This is a genomic window from Pseudoalteromonas aliena SW19 (assembly GCF_014905615.1).
Classification (GTDB): domain Bacteria; phylum Pseudomonadota; class Gammaproteobacteria; order Enterobacterales; family Alteromonadaceae; genus Pseudoalteromonas; species Pseudoalteromonas aliena.
In genome coordinates this window covers 1,024,659-1,044,217 of sequence record NZ_AQGU01000025.1, presented here as the reverse complement: position 1 = coordinate 1,044,217, position 19,559 = coordinate 1,024,659, and the positions used below count along the sequence as shown (strand labels likewise).

At 38.0% G+C, this 19,559-nt stretch carries 22 protein-coding genes; 13 read left to right on the top strand and 9 right to left on the bottom strand.

Features of this window, described 5'->3' with window-relative positions:
• Positions 1-5 precede the first annotated feature (5 nt).
• The 10 genes from lspA (at position 6) to PALI_RS10240 (ending at position 9,632) form a co-directional block, all read left to right on the top strand.
• Positions 6-506 (top strand): signal peptidase II, encoded by a 501-nt coding sequence (gene lspA, locus PALI_RS10285; RefSeq protein WP_193155772.1) that lies wholly within the window; start codon positions 6-8, stop codon positions 504-506.
• Positions 503-943: an FKBP-type peptidyl-prolyl cis-trans isomerase gene (gene fkpB, locus PALI_RS10280; RefSeq protein ID WP_077538652.1), complete on the top strand. Its 441-nt coding sequence runs from the start codon at positions 503-505 to the stop codon at positions 941-943. The genes lspA and fkpB overlap by 4 nt, the downstream gene beginning before the upstream one ends.
• Complete coding sequence (gene ispH / locus PALI_RS10275; RefSeq protein ID WP_193155771.1) at positions 943-1,872, top strand: 4-hydroxy-3-methylbut-2-enyl diphosphate reductase; 930 nt, start codon at positions 943-945, stop codon at positions 1,870-1,872. Before fkpB ends, ispH begins: the two co-directional genes overlap by 1 nt.
• A gap of 30 nt (positions 1,873-1,902) precedes the next feature.
• A complete protein-coding gene (locus PALI_RS10270; RefSeq protein ID WP_193155770.1) occupies positions 1,903-2,937 on the top strand; it encodes a sensor histidine kinase in 1,035 nt (344 codons plus the stop codon).
• Complete coding sequence (locus PALI_RS10265) at positions 2,934-3,635, top strand: LytR/AlgR family response regulator transcription factor (RefSeq protein WP_193155769.1); 702 nt, start codon at positions 2,934-2,936, stop codon at positions 3,633-3,635. The genes PALI_RS10270 and PALI_RS10265 overlap by 4 nt, the downstream gene beginning before the upstream one ends.
• A 344-nt stretch (positions 3,636-3,979) precedes the next feature.
• Entirely contained in the window at positions 3,980-4,531 is a 552-nt protein-coding gene (gene pilV / locus PALI_RS10260) for a type IV pilus modification protein PilV (RefSeq protein WP_193155768.1), read from the top strand.
• Between the two features lies 1 nt (position 4,532).
• Positions 4,533-5,528: a PilW family protein gene (locus tag PALI_RS10255; RefSeq protein WP_193155767.1), complete on the top strand. Its 996-nt coding sequence runs from the start codon at positions 4,533-4,535 to the stop codon at positions 5,526-5,528.
• Positions 5,516-6,022: a pilus assembly PilX family protein gene (locus tag PALI_RS10250; RefSeq protein ID WP_193155766.1), complete on the top strand. Its 507-nt coding sequence runs from the start codon at positions 5,516-5,518 to the stop codon at positions 6,020-6,022. The genes PALI_RS10255 and PALI_RS10250 overlap by 13 nt, the downstream gene beginning before the upstream one ends.
• Before the next feature lie 15 nt (positions 6,023-6,037).
• A complete protein-coding gene (locus tag PALI_RS10245; protein WP_193155765.1) occupies positions 6,038-9,199 on the top strand; it encodes a pilus assembly protein in 3,162 nt (1,053 codons plus the stop codon).
• 10 nt (positions 9,200-9,209) lie between these two features.
• Complete coding sequence (locus PALI_RS10240) at positions 9,210-9,632, top strand: type IV pilin protein (protein ID WP_193155918.1); 423 nt, start codon at positions 9,210-9,212, stop codon at positions 9,630-9,632.
• A gap of 1 nt (position 9,633) precedes the next feature.
• On the opposite strand, the gene PALI_RS10235 is transcribed toward PALI_RS10240, so the two are convergent.
• Entirely contained in the window at positions 9,634-10,170 is a 537-nt protein-coding gene (locus tag PALI_RS10235) for a GspH/FimT family pseudopilin (protein ID WP_193155764.1), read from the bottom strand.
• Positions 10,171-10,249: 79 nt separating this feature from the next.
• Positions 10,250-10,831 (bottom strand): GspH/FimT family pseudopilin, encoded by a 582-nt coding sequence (locus PALI_RS10230; RefSeq protein WP_193155763.1) that lies wholly within the window; start codon positions 10,829-10,831, stop codon positions 10,250-10,252.
• 153 nt (positions 10,832-10,984) lie between these two features.
• Between PALI_RS10230 and glnB the strand changes: the two genes are divergently transcribed.
• Complete coding sequence (gene glnB / locus PALI_RS10225) at positions 10,985-11,323, top strand: nitrogen regulatory protein P-II (protein ID WP_077539086.1); 339 nt, start codon at positions 10,985-10,987, stop codon at positions 11,321-11,323.
• A gap of 129 nt (positions 11,324-11,452) precedes the next feature.
• On the opposite strand, the gene PALI_RS10220 is transcribed toward glnB, so the two are convergent.
• From PALI_RS10220 to PALI_RS10195, 6 genes are all read right to left on the bottom strand, one after another.
• Positions 11,453-12,808: a sodium-dependent transporter gene (locus tag PALI_RS10220; RefSeq protein WP_193155762.1), complete on the bottom strand. Its 1,356-nt coding sequence runs from the start codon at positions 12,806-12,808 to the stop codon at positions 11,453-11,455.
• A gap of 186 nt (positions 12,809-12,994) precedes the next feature.
• Positions 12,995-14,299, bottom strand: coding sequence for a sensor histidine kinase (locus tag PALI_RS10215; RefSeq protein ID WP_193155761.1), 1,305 nt, complete (start codon positions 14,297-14,299; stop codon positions 12,995-12,997).
• Positions 14,300-14,318: 19 nt separating this feature from the next.
• The gene (locus tag PALI_RS10210) at positions 14,319-15,023 is read right to left on the bottom strand and encodes a response regulator transcription factor (RefSeq protein ID WP_077538627.1); all 705 of its coding nucleotides are present in this window, start codon (positions 15,021-15,023) and stop codon (positions 14,319-14,321) included.
• A 21-nt stretch (positions 15,024-15,044) separates the two neighbouring features.
• Positions 15,045-15,428 (bottom strand): DUF3019 domain-containing protein, encoded by a 384-nt coding sequence (locus PALI_RS10205; RefSeq protein WP_193155760.1) that lies wholly within the window; start codon positions 15,426-15,428, stop codon positions 15,045-15,047.
• Positions 15,418-16,275, bottom strand: a complete 858-nt coding sequence (locus tag PALI_RS10200; RefSeq protein ID WP_193155759.1) for a MipA/OmpV family protein — start codon at positions 16,273-16,275, stop codon at positions 15,418-15,420. Before PALI_RS10200 ends, PALI_RS10205 begins: the two co-directional genes overlap by 11 nt.
• Before the next feature lie 89 nt (positions 16,276-16,364).
• The gene (locus PALI_RS10195; protein WP_193155758.1) at positions 16,365-17,168 is read right to left on the bottom strand and encodes a hypothetical protein; all 804 of its coding nucleotides are present in this window, start codon (positions 17,166-17,168) and stop codon (positions 16,365-16,367) included.
• Between the two features lie 108 nt (positions 17,169-17,276).
• Here PALI_RS10195 and PALI_RS10190 point away from each other — a divergent pair, with 108 nt between their 5' ends.
• Both PALI_RS10190 and PALI_RS10185 read left to right on the top strand, forming a co-directional pair.
• Complete coding sequence (locus PALI_RS10190) at positions 17,277-18,431, top strand: serine hydrolase domain-containing protein (protein WP_193155757.1); 1,155 nt, start codon at positions 17,277-17,279, stop codon at positions 18,429-18,431.
• The gene (locus PALI_RS10185; RefSeq protein ID WP_193155756.1) at positions 18,428-18,922 is read left to right on the top strand and encodes a SixA phosphatase family protein; all 495 of its coding nucleotides are present in this window, start codon (positions 18,428-18,430) and stop codon (positions 18,920-18,922) included. Before PALI_RS10190 ends, PALI_RS10185 begins: the two co-directional genes overlap by 4 nt.
• 322 nt (positions 18,923-19,244) lie before the next feature.
• On the opposite strand, the gene yhbY is transcribed toward PALI_RS10185, so the two are convergent.
• Complete coding sequence (gene yhbY / locus PALI_RS10180; protein WP_077538615.1) at positions 19,245-19,541, bottom strand: ribosome assembly RNA-binding protein YhbY; 297 nt, start codon at positions 19,539-19,541, stop codon at positions 19,245-19,247.
• Between the last annotated feature and the right edge of the window lie 18 nt (positions 19,542-19,559).

Genomic DNA, 19,559 nt, shown 5'->3' with positions numbered 1-19,559 from the left:
TTTTAGTGAGCAAACTAGCCCAAAAAAGTGGTTTAGTGTGGCTTTGGTTAAGTCTATTACTATTAGTAATAGACTTTGCCAGTAAAACACTTGTTGTAAATACTATGACTTATCAAGAGTCGATAAATTTACTGCCTGTTTTTAGTATTACCTATGTTCATAACTATGGTGCCGCTTATAGCTTTTTAAGTGATGCGGGTGGTTGGCAGCGCTGGTTTTTAAGTGGCATTGCAATCGCTATTAGTGCTTTGCTTGTGTGGTGGTTAAAGCGACTCCCTGCAACAAATAAAGTGCTGTGCGGTGCTTATGCGCTAGTACTTGCAGGTGCTATTGGTAATTTATATGATCGTATTGCCTATGGTTATGTAATCGACTTTATTCACGTATTTTATAAAGACTCACATTTTCCTGTATTCAATATTGCCGATTGCGCTATTTGTATTGGTGCAGCATTATTGTTATTTGACGCCTTTACCGGTGAGAGTCCGAAGGAGCATAAAGCATGAGCCAAGCTGTAATTGGTGAAAACTCGCAAGTTATCTTCCATTTTTCTATTAAATTAGAAGATGGCTCTGCCGCTGATTCTACTAAGGTACATAACAAGCCAGCTAAATTAGTAATGGGTGACGGTAGCTTAACGGCAAACTTCGAAAAGTGTTTATTAGGTTTAACTGCAGGCGAAAGCAAAACCTTTGAACTAGAACCTGAAGATGCGTTTGGTCAGCCAAACCCAGATAATATTTACTACGTTGACCGTAGTAAATTTGGCCCAGAAACACCAGCTAAAGTAGGTGCAATTATTGCGTTTACACAACCTGATGGGACTGAACTCCCAGGTTTAGTTCGCGAAGTGCAAGGTGAGTCGGTAACGATTGATTTTAATCATCCTTTAGCGGGTCAGCGTTTAACGTTTGAAGTAGATATTATTGAGGTAGAAGGTTAATGGAAATATTATTAGCTAATCCTCGAGGCTTTTGCGCTGGTGTTGACCGTGCTATTAGTATTGTTGAGCGCGCTTTAGATATTTTTGAAAAACCGATTTATGTTCGCCACGAAGTAGTGCATAACCGTTATGTGGTTGACGGGCTAAAAAGCCGTGGTGCAGTATTTGTTGAAGAACTTGATCAAGTACCTGACGATAGCATTGTTATTTTTAGCGCACATGGCGTATCGCAAGCTGTTCGGTCTGAGGCTAAACGCCGTGATTTAAAAGTATTTGATGCAACGTGTCCGCTTGTAACTAAAGTACATATGGAAGTTACGCGCGCTAGCCGCAAAGGTATTGAGTGTATTTTGATAGGTCATCATGGGCACCCTGAGGTAGAGGGTACAATGGGACAATACGATAACTCAGCCGGAGGTATTTACCTAGTTGAAACAGTGGAAGATGTTCTGTCATTAAATGTAAAAAATGCAGACAATCTTTTTTACTGCAGTCAAACAACGTTATCAGTAGATGATACTGCGGATGTCATTGATACGCTTCGTACTAAATTTCCATCTATTGATGGACCGCGTAAAGATGATATTTGTTATGCAACACAGAATCGACAAGATGCAGTGCGTGATTTAGCAGACAAAGTTGACGTGTTATTAGTCGTAGGGGCTAAAAACAGCTCTAACTCAAATCGCTTGCGTGAGCTTGCAGATAAAATGGGTACGGTTGCTTATTTGATTGATGATGCCACTGATGTGCAAGCCCAGTGGGTTGTAGATGCTAAATCAGTGGGAGTCACTGCCGGTGCATCGGCGCCAGAAGTGCTCGTACAACAGGTAATTAACCGATTAAAAGAGCTTGGTGGTAAACAGGTTGTTGAGAATCCAGGTGAAATAGAGAATATTGTATTTGCTGTGCCAGTAGAGCTGCGTTAATTTAAAAATTTAGATTAAAGGAGAGTCGTTATGAGCAAGTCGCTTCAATCGGGTGCATTGCTTTTTTCGGCTCTTTTTAATGAGCGAGGCGTTTTAGCTTCGCTTATTGTGTCTCAAGTTATTGCTATTGTACTGGCGTTTTCACCCAATACCGATGGGGATATATGGCAACGCCTCGGGGTTATCAGTTTATTTATCCATTTAATTGTTTTAGTCAGCACTTCTTCTTTATATTTATGTCGGCTCTTTTTACAAAAACACACTCATTTTTTTCAATTAGCGTATTTTTTTATCACTTTTATAGTAAGTACGATTGCATTTAGCATACTGTTTTCATACTTTGCTTTTGATATAGAAAATAGAGAACAACTGGTGTTTTTTACTCTTCGAAATTGCATTATTGTTTTTTTGCTTACGGCATTATTTGTACAATTTTTACTACTTTACTTTGAAAATGAACAGCAAACAAAAGCGCTTTCTCGCGCCGAACTCGATGCACTCCAAGCGCGTATTCGCCCTCATTTTTTATACAATAGCTTAAATACAGCCGCAGAACTGACTCATCAAGATGCACAAGCTGCTGAACAGGCTATTTTGGCGTTAGCAGCATTATCGCAAGCCGCAATGCGCTCAGGGCAAAATGTATCTTTAGAAGATGAAATTGCGTTGAGTAAGCAATACATTGCACTCGAAATGTGGCGTTTCGGTACTCGTTTACAAGTTGATTGGCACATACCAAATGAGTTGCCAGCACTTTTAATTCCGTGCTTAACATTGCAGCCTTTAATTGAAAACGCGGTTTACTATGGTGTAGAAACGAGCGAAAGTGGGGCTGTTATTAATGTTGAGCTGCATGTTACTACTGGCTATTTAACTATTATTGTTTCTAACCCAATAACGGTGAGTGAAACTAAAAAAAGAGCTAATAACGGCATGGCACTTGATAATATTCGCCAGCGATTAAATATTTATTATAAAAATAAAGCACAACTAACAATAGCTAATAACCATGGCGTATTTAGGGTGAAAGTTGTGATCCCTAAACGTGTTGAGAATATTTCATGAATATACTCATTGTTGATGATGAGCCCCTTGCTCGGGTACGCTTAAAGCGCTTACTTACTAATAGCCAAACGATAAGGTTATTAGGGGAGGCAAGTAATGGCCGAGAAGCGTTACAATTAGCTAAAAAACAGATACCTGATTTAGTTTTTTTAGACGTTGATATGCCTGGAATGAGTGGGTTAGAGGTTGCTAAAGAATTGAATTTTTCGGCTGTTCCTCCTGCAATTATATTTACCACGGCGCATCCAGAGCATGCATTAGATGCTATTGGATTAAATGCTGCGGGTTATTTAGTAAAACCAATATCAGAGCAAAGCTTACAAAAAGCAATAGAGCAGTTAGGGCGCTTAACTAGAGTACAGGTACAAAAGCAGCACATGAATAAAATTAGCTATCAGCTAGCAGGTACGCTTAAAAGTATTGAAATGAAATCAATTTTTTATTTTAGTGCGGAAGAAAAATATACAAAAATAGTATTCGAAGAGGGTGACGCACTTATTGAGCAAAGCTTAAAGCAGCTCGAAGCGTTATACCAAACTTTCATTTTACGTATTCATCGCAACACCTTGGTAAACAGAAGCAAGATTATCGCTTTACATAGCCAAAGCAATGGACACCATGTTATTCAATTACAAGGTTGTGATGAATTACTTCCCGTTAGCCGCCGTGAATTAAGAGCCGTTAAGGATGCACTCTAAATAACCTGAACTCTGGATAATAAATCTATCTCAAGCAGCTTTTTCAGCACTAACTGCATTGAATTTACTTGCAATAGGCCCGCTATTGACACGTAATTTCGCCTTGTTTCACTGAAAATCTCTGGCTAGAGAAAATAAATTTAAATATCACCATGATTCAATATATTAGTAAATATCTTAACCAGAGTTCAGGTTAAATATCAAACAGTCTGCTGCAAATTAATTTCGCAAGATAAGCAGGCCCTAACCGTTTATCAACAAATATAACCGTCTGTCGTAGTGCTACTTGAATCTACCTATAAATTGCATAAACTTACAATTAGATAACTTTACTTGGTTTTACTATGCAATCGTACCAGTTTAAATTGCAAAAAGGTTTCACACTTATTGAAGTGCTTATTGCATTTATTATTCTTAGTTTTGGTTTATTAGGTGCCGTTGCACTGCAAGCGAAAGCAAAACAAGCCAGCTTTGACTCTATGCAGCGTGCTGCTGCTATTGCACTCGGTAATGATATAGTCCAGCGAATTCGCGTTAACGACAGCCCCCAATTAGCGACTCTTTATAAACAGTCCTTTACGAGTAAAACAGCAACTAATTCATCAACCACGTGTTTTGAAGGCTCGTGTAGTGCAGCTCAAATAGCTTTACTTAATATAGAGCAGTGGAAACGTGCTATTCGAGCGCGTGAAAATACGGGCTCACTAGATGGTGCAACAGTATGCATAAACTTAACACCAGCAGGTAGTAAGGCATTTAATTTAGAGGTCATTGTATCGTGGCAAGGCCGACAAGAATTTAAAGCAAACACACAAACAAGCAACGTTAAGTGTGGTGCAGCGGATAAGAAACGCCGTCTAGTCGTTTTAACCAGCTACATTTATATTAGGAGTTAGTATGTATCAACGAGGCTTTACGCTTTTAGAAATGATGATTTCACTTTTTATCGGTGTGCTGATCTTAGGTGGCGTTATGTTTACGTATATTGGCATGAAAGTCACGACGAAAGACACAATGACCATAGGCGAGCTTCAAGAGACTGGTCGTCTAGCAATAAATATAATGCAGCGTGATATAGAACAAGTTGGCTTTTGGGGAACTTTTTACGAAGACTCATTCGCAGCAAAAAACACTGAGACTTTATCTGCCCCTGGTGGTGACTGCTTTGAAGGGGTAAATAATGGAAGTTTTCCAGATTTTTCAAGCGGGAGTAACTTTAGATCTATTTATGCAAAAAAAGCCGACTCAGGAACCGAGCTTAACTGTGTAAAAAATCCGATTAAAGGGAGTGATATTCTACAAATAAAGTTTTTACAGGGTAAGCAAATTATAATCGAACCTGGAAATAACAATACACAAGATGACGAAAACTATTTTATTGCAGAGCAAGAAAAAGCCCAATATGTTCGTGGAATTATAGCTCCTGGAACATTAAATGTTAGTGCAACTGTTTGGCCTTATAGCCACCATGTTTATTATCTTGCGAAGCAAACCTATAAAGTAAATAACAAAAGTTTAACAGTACCTGCTTTAATGCGAAGTCGCTTAGTTAATGATGCTATGAAAACAGAAACAATTATGGAAGGGGTTGAAAATATGCGTTTTGTTTTTGGTTTGGACACTACAGGCGACAATCGTGTGGATACTTACAGAAGCATTAACGATATGACCCCGAGTGATTGGGAAACCCGCAGAAGGATATTAACGGTGCAGATGTTTTTATTGATCAGAGCACTACAGCCGGATGCCGGTCTTAAGGTTAAAAATCAAACCTATACCTTGGGTGAAGATGCAAATAAACGTGAATTAAAATTCACTGATAACTTTAGACGTACCGTATTCACGACAACGATTCGTTTGAATAATGTTGGAGGAAATTCATGGCGAATTTAAAAAACACCTCGGTAAAACAGCAAGGAGTGGTGCTTATAACAGCGCTGATCATGGTTATTGCTGTAACGGGTATTGCAGTAACATTAATGAGTAGCAGCAGTATTGATGTGAAAATTACAAATGCGGCACAAGAAAGAGAAGTAGCAGAGAATAAGTTAATTGGAGAGATACAGCGCGTAATTTTTACTGAAATAAAAAAAGGCGGTAAGAGTAGTTTTTTATTAAGCCCTGAGGAAACGATAACAAAAGTAGTTAAAGAAGGTGAAGCCGATACTTTCATTTCAGCAAAAGATATAGCGAACCATGACGGTATGAAAAGCACAATGACTAATTTAAATCAGGGGGTTCAAAATTTAACTTGCCTGCGAAGTAATGCAGCAACTACCGGTATTTCATGCAATATACTACAAGTTACGACGACTATTGAATATGGCTCAAAAAGCAAGCACCAGTTAACAATAGTAACTGGAATGGCACAACAGGTAGTTAATTAAGTGAGCGGATTTAAAATGAAATTTAAGAAAGTGTTTGCCTCATTCCTTTGTTCAATTGTAAGTTTATCGGTCATTGCCGAAGATATAGAGCTATATGTAAATCACAACGTTGAGACGGATGAAAAGCCACGTGTTTTAATGATTTTTGATACATCCGGCAGCATGGCGTGGGATGTAACAGATGGAGATAGGTGTTATGACAGGAACTATTCTCAGATAGAGTGCTTTGAAAGCAAGTCCATATATAACCGAAATCAGCAATGCTACAAAAGAGTGAATGGCTCTTTGCGGGCTTCGTGTCAGGATAGTCGTTTAAAAGTTGCACAAAATGCCATTAAGCAATTAGTCAATGATAATGATGACATTGATTTTGGTTTAATGCGTTTTAATGGCAATAATGGTGGCTATGTTTTAGCCAGAATTGGTTCTGGAAAGGCATTTTTGTTAAACCAAATTAATGCATTGCCGGCAAGTGGCTCTACACCATTAACTGAAACCTTGTGGGAGGCGTATTTGTATATCACAGGGCAGCGTGTTTACTATGGGACTAACACTAATTCTCGTGATTTTACTGCAGAATCTTTCGGGGTATATCAGTCACCTTTTAAGCCAGTATCTGGTGAGCCATTACGCTGTGATAACAGTGTAAACATAATCTTAATGACAGATGGTGACCCATCTGAAGATGCAAATCGAAACAGCGACATAAATGAATTACATAAAAGCTATTTTTCCGGTAATGGACCCGTTGTGAGTAATAGCTATTTAACGGCATTAGCTAAAGTTATTCATGGTACTAAAGATGTTGAGATTGATTTATATACAAACACAAAAACAGTGCATGATATTGGTAGAGTCTATCCGATAGGCTTTGGGACAGGGATGAGTAATTCAGGTAAAAATTTACTCTCTGATACAGCGTCTTATGGTGGTGGTCAATATTTGCATGCAAATACTGCAACGCAATTATCAGATGCTTTAAAAAATACAATTTCACGGATTCGAGAGGTTAATGATAGTTTTTCATCTCCATCGGTCGCGAGTAACAATGTAGATCAAACGAGGAGTCGTAACGCGATTTATTTTGCCATGTTTTATCCGGAAACAGGTGCTCGATGGCGAGGGAACTTAAAGAAACTAGAAGTCTCTGGCAGTACAATTATAGATTCAGCAAGTAAACAAGCGCTAGATAATAATGGTTTAATTGATAAAGGGGCCAAAACATTTTGGCTCCCCAGTGGAGATCCTGCCGATGGTAATGCCGTCGCGCAAGGTGGCGTTAATCTTCATTTAACGACACTAAATACGACTAGTCGAAATTTATATACTGATAAAGAGGGAAAAATAGTCAGTTTTAACACATCAGTTGTAGGCGACATACTTGATTTAGTTACTGATAATCCCCTTAGCTTAGCAAGTTCAGACATAAAATGGGCTATGGGGGTAGATGTAGACGATGAAGATAAAGACGGCTCATCAAACGATCAGCGTTTAGATATTTTTGGCGATCCACTGCACTCGAAACCTGTTGCCATTGATTATGGCAATGATGATATTCGTATACTTATTGGCACTAATGCTGGCTTTTTACATATGTTTAAAGATAGTGGTAATACAGTGAGCGAAAGCTGGGCATTTATTCCCTCTGATCTATACGACATAATTAAGCCATTACGCAATAATCAGGCTGAGACCAAAGTGTATGGTATGGATGGGCCGATTAGTGTTTATTTTAATAATAAAGATTTAAATAACGATGGTATAAACGATGGCATTATAGATGCTAAAAAAGGTAATGAGGTTTGGGCTTTTGCTGGAATGCGCCGTGGAGGGAAAAATTACTATGCGTTGAATATAACATCTCCAAATAAGCCTGAAAAATTATGGGATAAGCCAATAGAAGGCGGCAAAGGAGACTTTAAGGAACTTGCTCAAACATGGTCTAAACCAAAAATTGCCTATATTAAAGCTTTTGGTGATAAGCCATTATTAGTTTTTGGTGCAGGGTACGACACCAATAAAGATGCCGCTATACGTAGTGAGGATGATATCGGGCGAGGTGTTTTTATTGTGGATGCGAAAGAAGGGACTCTTGTATGGGCCTTGACTCCAGACAAAAATGGTTTTACAGGTAAGCACAGTATTGCCGCTGATGTAACAACACTTGACTCTGATTATGATGGTTATATTGATAGGATTTATGCGGCAGACACAGGTGGTAATATATGGCGTATAGATATGCCAGGAACAGATGTAGATGAGTTTAGCCACTTTAAACTAGCTGAATTAGGTAGTAGCAAGGCAACAGAAGATAGGCGTTTTTTTTACCAACCATTAGTGGCAAGAACTATGTTTAGTAAGGTTACAGAAACGACAATCAACGGTAAAAAAACAGTCACTCGCCTTGATACACCCTATGATGCGGTAGTGATTGGAAGTGGTAATCGTTCAAAGCCAACTGATACGAATGAAAAAGATCAGCTATTTATGATCCGAGATGAAAATACACTTACAAAATCATATAAAACTAAAGCACCAGATAGTATTAAGCCAGCAGATTTGATGCAAATGAATAGTGACCCATTTGGAAATGCATTGGATGATGTAGATAAGTTTATTGAGTTAGAAGCTGACTTAGCTGATTTTAAAGGCTGGCGATATGAGCTTGGAATCGGTGAAAAGTCCCTAGCAGCTTCAACTGTGGTTGGTGGCGTTGCTTACTTTACCTCTTTTACACCTGAGTCAAAAACATCAACTGAAAATCAATGTTCACTCAGTGGCGGTGGGGGCTCTTTATATGCTTTTCATTTGCATTATGGGACTAAAGTTTATGACGAGTTAAAATTTGCAACGAGTTATGATGTGCCAGATACCCCTCAACTCTTCTTTGGTGAATCACCCTCTTGTGTTGATAGCAATGCTGATGGCAAATGTGATAGCGACCCTAGTGTTGACGTTACCCTAGAAAGCCAATTTTATTTTCCGGGTCCATTAAGAAAAGATGGAGATAATCCGATGAAGCCGATTAAAATACAAGGGCCTGATTTGGTGGTTGTTGATGGCAAAATAAAGCTAGTCGATGAAGAGGATGCTTCAGGAAATCAAGTGACTTTAGGGCTTGAGGTTTTCCAAACTTATATTTATAAACGTGAAGAAAATGATGAAATTAAGAACTAAGGATATACAAATGCTAAAAAAGCAGAGTGGATTTACACTCATTGAACTTATGGTAGCCGTTGCTATTGTTGGTATATTAGCTTCTATAGCGCTACCTAATTATACCGAATACGTAAAGCGCGCATCTAGAGCAGAAGCTGCCGCTGCTTTATTGGATGCAGCAAACAAAGAAGAGCAGTTTTTTGTTGATAATCGTGAATATACTAAAACATTCTCAGATTTAGGTATTGAAAATAAAACTGAAAACAAACACTTCGAGTTATCAATAGAATTAAACACAGAAAAAACGACATTTACTATAACAGCAAAACCAATTGCAGGAGTGGTAAAAGATGATGCAGACTGTAAAGAATTGTCCATTACTGATGTCGGGCTCAAAGGCGCTAAGGGTAAAAAAGGCAATTCAGATATTAATTATTGCTGGGGAAGGTAGCTTATTTTTTCTGGCATTTATTCGTTGATTTAATTCTAATTCTTCCTGTTTGGCTTATTGATAAAGCAAGTCCTTCCAGATTTGCTTTATCATTGTTTGGGCAGTAGATAAAAGTACCGTTTTGAAAACCATTTAATGAGCCATCAGGTCTAAATGTAATCGCATTTCTTGGGTATTCAAGACTATCTGCATGGTGAGTATGCTCAAACGTACTTAATAGTAATTCTTCGTCATTTAGCGATGTAGACTTATCACTATCAATAAATAGTGATACCTGATCATCCCAATAATCTACCACACACTCATTATTTTTTAGCGCGCACAATGTAACGTATGTTCCATTATCTATGGCATATAGCCTTGCATAGTTAATGTTACGATGTAATAAGTTCATTTGGTTACTTGCACGATTTAAGGCTAAAAAATCAGGGGAAAAAGACAGGGTAAGGTGGCCAATTATTGCAAAAATAGTTATGCATACCATTATTTCTAAAAGGGTCATTCCAACAACGTTGTGTGAAAGTGTGATATACCTCATCCTTGAAGTTCTCGTTAGTGCAAAACATTATTTTAGTGTAGTAAATGATAACAATATGACAAGTATGTTTGGCTGTTTTTTAACCGCATTTATTTTCGCTATCACCAAGATAAAAGGCGGTGCCCGACTGAGTTATAGTCAACGCTTTTACGTTCTCGCTACCGCTACCACTATTTGGGCAATATACGAAATCACCCGGCTTAGTGGTAATTCGGCCACTTGTATTAAATCGCAACATACTTTCGTTTCCTGTATATTTTAGCTTATCGTTTGGTCCAATTTTTTCCATTACACGCAGTAAGCTATCTCCGGGTGAATTGTAGCTAACTTTATTTTTATCACGGTCTTCTTTTGAATTGATTTTATCGATAAAAACAATGATTATTTTATTTTTATCCCAATTACTCCTACATGATAATTGTTGATCGTTTCTTTTTAGGGCATTGAACTGTACTGGGCAAACAATGACAATTTCATCGGAACTGGCTGCTTGAGAGCGCGCATAGCTAACATTCCTCTTTAATTCTAACAAAAAATTCTCAGCGCGGTTCTCTTCTAGCATGTTACTGCTGCTCCAAAGCGCAATTGAAGCGACAATCCCCACAATCGCAACCGTAACCATTAGCTCTAATAGGGTAAAGCCATGTTTCTTATTTTTCATATTAATCTCACTTACTGCGATAGTGTAGTTGTTGTTATAGTGAAAATTATATCACGGCTGATTGTTTTATCACCGCAATTCAATTGCTTTGTTTGCTATGAAGATAATGATTGTCTAAAATCGAGGTAATTAAAGCTTTGGAAAATAATGAATATGAAAAAAATTGAAGCAATCATCAAACCTTTTAAATTAGATGATGTGCGTGAAGCGCTATCGGAAGTCGGTATCAACGGAATGACGGTGAGTGAAGTTAAAGGCTTTGGGCGTCAGAAAGGGCATACCGAATTGTATCGTGGTGCTGAGTATATGGTTGATTTTTTACCTAAGGTAAAACTAGATATTATTTTAGCGGATGACGATGTAGAGCGTGCTATAGACGTTATTGTTAAAACAGCACAAACAGGAAAAATCGGCGACGGAAAGATATTTGTCACTGATGTAGAACGTGTTGTTCGTATTCGAACTGCTGAAGAAGATGAGGATGCTATTTAAGCATTTTTATATCTGTTTTTTATTAAAACTCACCGGCTTTTAATTTGAATTCTCGTGGTTTTAATATGAGATCCGTAATTAGCATGCTAATTACGGATGGTTTATTTTTATAGCGTATTTTCGAGGTATTTAGCTTAGCAGTGAGTGCAAAAATACCATGCCTATAGCGAGCGGGCATACGAACTTAGTGTACCAAGGCCATATTTTCCAGAATAATGTGTTATGTACTTCTGGATTACCTTGCTGAATTGCTTTAAGCAACGAGCCTCTATACCAGATCCAGCCTACAAATATACAGCACATCAGACCAAGTAAAGGCTGAGCAACTTTGGTTGTAAGTGTAATTACTAAACCAAATAAGCTCTCTAGATTACAGACTATAGTAATACTAACTACAGCAATTAATGCACCAATTAGCCATGTTGCTTGTACCCGCTTAAGTGCAAATCGCTCTACGGTATACGATACGGGCGCTTCAAGCATTGAAATAGACGATGTTAGTGCTGCAATACTCATTAGCGCAAAAAATGCAAAACCTACAAATAAACCCATGTCACCCATACCATCAAAAAGCGCTGGCAGTACTTGAAATACTAACGTGTCCTCTGAGAGCAGCTCACCTGTTGTCGAAGAGAAAATCTCAACCCCTTGTGCTTGTGCAACGTACATAGCCGGAATAATAAGTAAGCCTGCGACAAAGGCAATGAATACGTCTATAAGCGTTACATAAGCCCCAAGTGAAACTAAATTTTCTTTTTTACTGATATAAGAGCCATAAATAATCATAACACTGGTGCCCAGTGATAATGAGAAAAAGGCCTGGCCTAATGCGCTAACTAATAATTTAGCGTCAAAAATAGACGAAAAATCAGGAACAAGGTACGCTTTTAAGCCCTCAACTGCACCATCTTGAGTCATTACGTAAGCTATTAGCGAAAATAAAATTCCTAAAAGTGCAGGCATTAAACGTTTTGACCACTTTTCAATGCCATTTTCGACACCACGGCTAATAATCGCCACTGTTAATAGAATAAACACGATAGTAAATATGATATTGCGGGTAAGTGATTGTTCACTTAACCACGTTGAAGCCGATGATGCGCCAACTAATGTTGTGACTGGCTCTATCGTCGCGCTGAGCATCCAGCCTGCAACGATGGCATAAAAGCTAAGTATAAAGCCTGCACATAAAATACCGCCAAAGCCGACAATAAAAGCAAAGTGCTTTTGCCAAGGTTTATTTGATATTTTTGCAAGTGATGAAACAGCATTTGCTTGGCCGTGTCGACCAATCATTAGCTCTGCCATTAATGCAGGGTAGGCTAAAAAAAATGCCAATACTAAATATGCAACTAAAAACGCTGCACCGCCATTACTGGCTGTTTGTGTGGGAAAACCCCAAATATTGCCTAAACCAACGGCAGAACCCGCAGCGGCCATAATGAAACCAAAGCGAGAGCTAAACTCGCCTCTAATTGCGCTCATATTCTTGTACTTCTCTATTTTGTGACGGCGCTGACAATCTACTGGAAATGTAAAAAAATAAAAAGTGCTTATTGCTGATCTTGCGCAATTTATTGAGTGAGCAGTGTGTTATAACCGTGAATTTTAATTAGTATTACCGAGTTTTATAAATTACCGATTTGATTTAAAAGTCATTAGGCACAGCACTTAACTAATACTTTGCGTTTTATAATGTTGATCAATAGTAAGAGTAAAGCAGGCGCCTCCAAGTTGTTTGCTGGTACTGACTTGAATATTACCGTGATGCCAATCGGCAACTTTAGCCACAATAGCTAAACCAAGGCCATAACTTTTATCTGCACGATTTCGGTGTGCTTCTTCTTTAAAAAATGGACTGAATACGTTGTTAAAGTTTTCCTTAGCAATACCAGGCCCATCGTCCTCAACAGTAATAACAAGTTGTTGCTCATCAAGGCGTGCACTGAGGTAAATATGTTGTTCAGCAAAGTCGCATGCATTGGTTAATAAGTTTGTGATTGCGCGAGCGAGCCAGTGTAAGTCGGCGTTAATTGTATCGTTCGAACTGTTGAGTTGAATATTGAGCATTTGTGATTCTAATTTAGGGGCTAGCTGCACTAAAATATTTTCAAGGTAGTGCTTAATATTAGTGGATGAATACGTTAATTTATTAGCATTTTGTTCAAGTGTTGAAAATGCTAAATAGCTTTTTAGCATTGATTCCATATGATCTAAATCATTTTCCATACGGGCTAAGTATTGCTTTATTTTTTGTTCTTCGCGGCTGTCTAATGCTGCGTCGAGCCCAAACCTTAAGCAGGCAATTGGTGTGCGTATATCGTGAGAAAGACTCGAAGCCATAAGCTTATTTTCAGCAACTAGTTTTTCTATCTGGCTGGCCATCCGGTTAAAAGTAAGCTCTACATCTTTAATATAAGTAAAGTACGATACTTTAATTCTGGCTTGCACGTTACCTGATGCAAACTTTTTAGCCGCTTCGTTTAAAACAGTGAGGCGTTTTGCTAGGGGGGCTATAATAAAACCCATAAAAACACATAACCCAGTATAAAAAAGAAGAGTCAGTACGATATCGTTACGCTGCTCTTTATTTGCGCGTTTATCTAGCCGCATTGAAATATGATAGGGGCTTAACGTTTGGCTGCTATAAAGCATATAAAAGCCTTGTTGATCTTCTAAAATCAAACCATTAGGTCTATGCATTTGTAATAATAGTGAAGGGGGCAGAGCAAGTGAGTCATTTAATTTATAATCAAGCAGTAAATTAAAGTCATCAGCAAGTTGTTTTACATAAGCTTTACGTTCGGAAGTGGCAATATGAGTTAACTGCTGACTGAAACCAGTAATCATTTTACTTTGTACTGCAAACTCATCTTGTGGTGTATGGGTTTGTTGGCTAAATGTATCTATTAACCACCCTAACGCTACAATCGATAAAAGTGCACTGCCAAGTAATGAGATATAAAACGTTTTCATCTATATACGCATCATTTTATTACCACGCGGTGGTAACGAGTAAATAGCCTCGTCCCCAGATGGTTTTAATTTTTTCTGGATTTTGCGGGTCGTCGTTAAACTTTTTACGAAGCGCAGAAATAAGCACGTCAACACTTCTATCAAGGCCGTCGTATTCCCTGCCTTTAGTTGCTTTAAAAACGGCATCGCGAGACACTACTTGACCTGCGTTACTCGCTAAGTAGTGCAGTAATAAGTACTCGGCGCTCGAAATATTTATATCTTGCTCGTTAAATTTTACGTTACGTGATTCGGTGTTAATACTCAACGTACCAACAGTAACAATATTATTGTTTGTTTTTGGCTTATTAGGTTCATTGTTTTGGCGAAGTGCCGCTTTGATCCGTGCTAAAAGCGCACGTGGACGAACAGGCTTCATTATATAATCGCTTGCTCCGACCTCTAAACCTATTACTTCATCCATTTCTTCGTTTCGAGCGGTAAGCATGATAATTGGTGCAGTATAAAAGCTACGAAGCTCTCTGCATACACTGATGCCATCTTGCCCAGGTAACATAATATCGAGTAGAACAATATTTGGATTTAAGGTTTTTACTTTACTTATTACTTCATCACCTCGGTGGCAAACATGGGTGGTGTAACCCTGCTCAGTTAAATACTCAGCGACCCATTGAGCAAGCGATACATCGTCTTCAACGAGTAAAATAGTACCGTAATTATCCATAAACTATCCTTAATATGTTGTTTAAAATAGTCGCCAGCGGCGCTTTTTTTGCCTGTTTTGGTATACCCACTGTAGCTTAACTTCGCTGGTATAGATTACTTTTGATGTGTTACTGTCAAAAAGCTCAAACGAGATACTTTGCTCTGAGTCAAAGGTGTAATTAAGCGTGCCTTGTTTTTGTTTTAGCCAACACTGCATAATATATTTAGAGGTTGCATCACGTAAGCAGTAGTTGCCAATAGTCGGTTGCTGCCATGTTATGACGACGTCGGCATAGCAATTTCGCCCTTCACGTAAGGCGACACATGTATCGGGAATTACAATAAGTGGTGCAGGGTCACTTTCTGTCTGTGCAGACAAAACAGTAGGAAAAATTGCGAGCATGCAAATCCATCTAAAATACATAACGTAGGCCTACCTTGGCTTTGTGTTGATACCTTTGAGAAATGATAGGACTGTTATCAATTTCTTTTGAAAACCATGTAGTAAGCCAACCAGCTAAGAAAACCCAATCTTGGTTTATAGGGTACTCGGCATGAAATTCAAAAATAAGACTGGCACTAACGTTTGTTTTATAAATAGGGCGTAGTGCTGAAGCTTCATCTTTATCTATGCCAAAATAATAGTTAGTAAAATTGGCAGAATATGCACTTAGTCCAACACCCGATCTAAACTCCCAATTTCGCCAAGGTAAAATGTGACTAAAAAAGGTATTAATAACCCAGCCATTGTGGGTGCTTGAAATATCATGAAGGTATTCAAATGATATTTGTGAATTAGCAAAGCGACGAGTTAATCTAAGACCAGTATCAAAGTCATAGTTACGTGTTTTAATACCACGTAACTCATCGATTATATCATTGTCGGAAAGGCCAATTCCTCTTTCATCAAACCCTGCTTGAATATTTGTGGCTAAAATATCTAATCCCCAATCAAACTTATCAACTAGGCTATAGCCTATTACAAGGCCACCACTGAGTTGGTTATGGTCAAAATCGAGATAGAATTTATCGTAAGATATAGCAAGGCTTAAATCAATCTCTATACCGTCGGCGTAGGAGTCAACACCGACTAAGTATGAATCTTTAATATAATAGCCCCCACCGGCACTCCAATCCCAGGCAAAGCCTTGAGTTGGCTCTAGTGTATTATCGGCGTAGTAGCGATTACTTGCCATACTTGTAGTGCTGTACATGCAGCTACAAAATAAGCTTATGTAAAATAAAGTATGGTTAAGTAAAGAGTGTTTCATCTTTCGACCTAATTATTAGTTGTTATAAAGCGTAGTATATTGTTAATAGCCTTTCATAATCTGTAAGAAAATGTAGTGAAAGCCGAGCTTTACTGCACTTTAATTTTATCTATTAATATACTACTTAAGTAAAATTGCATCATGGGAGTCAATGCGCTCACTTCTGTGCGATTACATGGTCCACTTATTTTTGTCAGGCTAGATAGCTTCGATATTATTTTATAATCGGGTATTTCTATTTCTTTATCTACTCGAGCAAGGCGCGCTTGCTCTGTATTTTGTTGGTGGATAAAAGCAGCTACTTCTAACTCGTTAGATACTTTTTGTTCTTCGTTAAAGCTATAAGCTAGCGGCTCTTGGTGAAAGCTTGCACTGTCTATTGATGATTTTGCAAACCACACAACGTCACCAGACTGTTTGTGGGTTAACCGCATGCTTACTTCTGCAAAAATCGCTGCGCATTGTTGAGTAGGGTATTGTTGAACAACCATTTTATACAGAGAATATATTTTTTCTGGTTTACTTGGTGTGTATTGAATATCGTCTTTAAATGCTAAATCAAGTTGTTGAATTGTAAGAATGTAATCACTATCGTTTCTTGTTGTTACTTTTAATTGTTTTTCGTTAAGTGCTTGGCTTATTTGCGACAATAACGTGTCAGTCATACTTGCTTTATCTGATACGATTTTAACTGTTTGATTAAACTGTATTTTATGAGCAGGTAATTGAACAGACTTTACTTTTGGAGAAGCGTGCTCTGTTTCATACTCAAGCAGGTATGTTTGACTTTTTAAAGTTGGCTTTAACGGCATGGTTAAAGATTCAGCAGGTTGCTTTGTGATTGAACAACCAGCGGATAAAAAAATAAAAAGTGATACAACTAAAAAACGCATAAGAACTAAACACCCACTAAAGCATAATAATTGCCGTATTGTACGTTAGTCCAAACAAAACTTCATGATATTATGTGCCTAGATAAAGTTAAAAGATAAAATTATAAAATGAAGTACCTTAACCCTTTGCTGTATTGCTTTGCCGCAGTGTGTTTATTATTTAGCACGGTGGGCTTTGCAGCAAAAGCAGATCCTGACTGGGATGCATTTGTAAAAAAATACGGTCGTTACGTAGAAAAAAAGCTAAAAAGCAAAGGTATTCCTGGTGCTGCCTTGTCTATAGTTAATACAAAAAACCGAGATTATATTCATACTATGGGCTTAACTAAAGTACCCAACGGGAGAAAAGTAAACGCGCATACCCGCTTTAGATTAGCATCTGTATCTAAAACGTTTGCAGGCTCGTTGGCTGCTCAACTAGCCGCCGAGGGCCTACTTAAATTAGATAGTCCAATTAGTGAATATATTCCTGATTTTAAAAACACGAATTATAAAAACGATTTAAAAGTGTTTCATATTTTAAGCCATTCAAGCGGCTTGGTTCCAAATGCTTACGACAATTTGATTGAATCGCCTATGAGTTACCCCGATATTGTTCAGCAGTTACTAAATGTTGAACCAATCTGTAAACCTGGACGTTGTTATGGCTATCAAAATGTTATGTTTAGTTTAATTAATGAGGTTATCTTAAAAAGCACAGACAGAAGCTACACTAGCTGGTTAACTGACACGATATTTAGTCCCCTAAAAATGGCTGACGCCAGCTTAGGCTATGACGCAATGGTAAAAGATCGTAATTATGCCTTGCCGCACGTGCGTGGAAAAAAACGTTGGTACAGTACCAAGCTTAAAAAAAATTATTATAAAGTCGGGCCTGCAGCTGGCATTAACGCAAGTGCGAGTGATATGGCTATTTGGTTAAAAGCACAATTAGGTCAGTATCCCGAAGTTTTATCACTTGATGCATTGGCAATTCAAACTCGTCCTTATACTTTGACAAAAAAAGAACGCTATAGGCGCGTATGGAAAAAGCATTTAGAGGGCACATTCTATGGGTTAGGGTGGAGAATATATAATTATGCCGATGAAATACTTTATTATCACAGTGGTTGGGTTCAAGGGTATCGCAGTGACTTAGTTGTTTTTCCACATTTAAACGTTGGTTTCAGTTTAATAATAAACGCAGAAACCGGTGCAATAAATGAACTGACGACGGAATTTATTAATCGCTTATTAGAGTATAAACGAGGTCAAAAAATATGAATGTTAAAAATATAATGATGCTACTTTTACTTGCGTTACTGAGCTGTGATTCAGTATTTGCAGCGCCGGATGAAATTTATTTATTCCGCCATAGTGAAAAATCATCAGGGGAGAATCCTAGCCTAACAGAACAGGGTGAAAAGCGTGCGCAGAGTTTGATTAGTCTATTTGAAAAATATAGTAAAGTTCAGTTGTTTAGCAGCAACTACAAGCGCACATTACAAACAGTAGCGCCATTAGAAAAGTACTTTAAGATTAAAGCTGAGGTATATAATGCAAGTGATTTAATTACACTTCAAAATACATTACTTGATTTAGATGGGGTTGTGATTGTAATTGGACACAGTAACACTACACCTAAGCTTGCAGAGTTACTCTCAGGTGACAATGTTGAGCCAATGCATGAAACAGATTTTACGCGTTACTTTTTATTAAATAAAAATAATGAGACGCATAAATATGATGTAAGTGATTTAACCATGAACTTTTAGGCCCTAATAGCCATTAATTAAATTTTCCAATCCACAAAGATTAACACGTCTAGGGCATGTTGACCTTTCGTGATTTATTTTGCAGCAGACTGTTTGGTATTTAGGGAAGGCAGAGCCTATGTAGTGTGGTTATTCCCCATAAATAGGCGATAACGCAGCATAAATGCGCTGCCCGTTGGGTTCTTTCTAGGGACGATTAACTCTTTGTTGCTCGGTTTTTACTTAGCCCACTAGGTTACAAACCTCGCGCCGCGATTAAATAGCCCCTAGAACAAAAAACCAGCGTTAGCTGGTTTTTTTATATGCGAAATAAAATACTATTTTAGTTACGTGGTAAATGTATTTTTTTCTCAGCGCTTTGACGGTAAAGCACGATAGTATGACCGATTGTTTGTAGCTTAGTCGCACCTGTTTCACGAACGATAGCTTCAAAAATAAGTGCTTTAGTCTCACGATCGTCAGTTGGAGCTTTAACTTTAATCAATTCGTGAATTTCTAATGCGCTTTGAATTTCCATTACTACGCCTTCGGTTAAACCGTTAGAACCTAGTAAAACTACAGGCTTGAGGCTATGTGCCTGACCTTTTAAAAACTGCTTTTGTTTGTTTGATAATGTCATGTTTATACAAATTTTGCT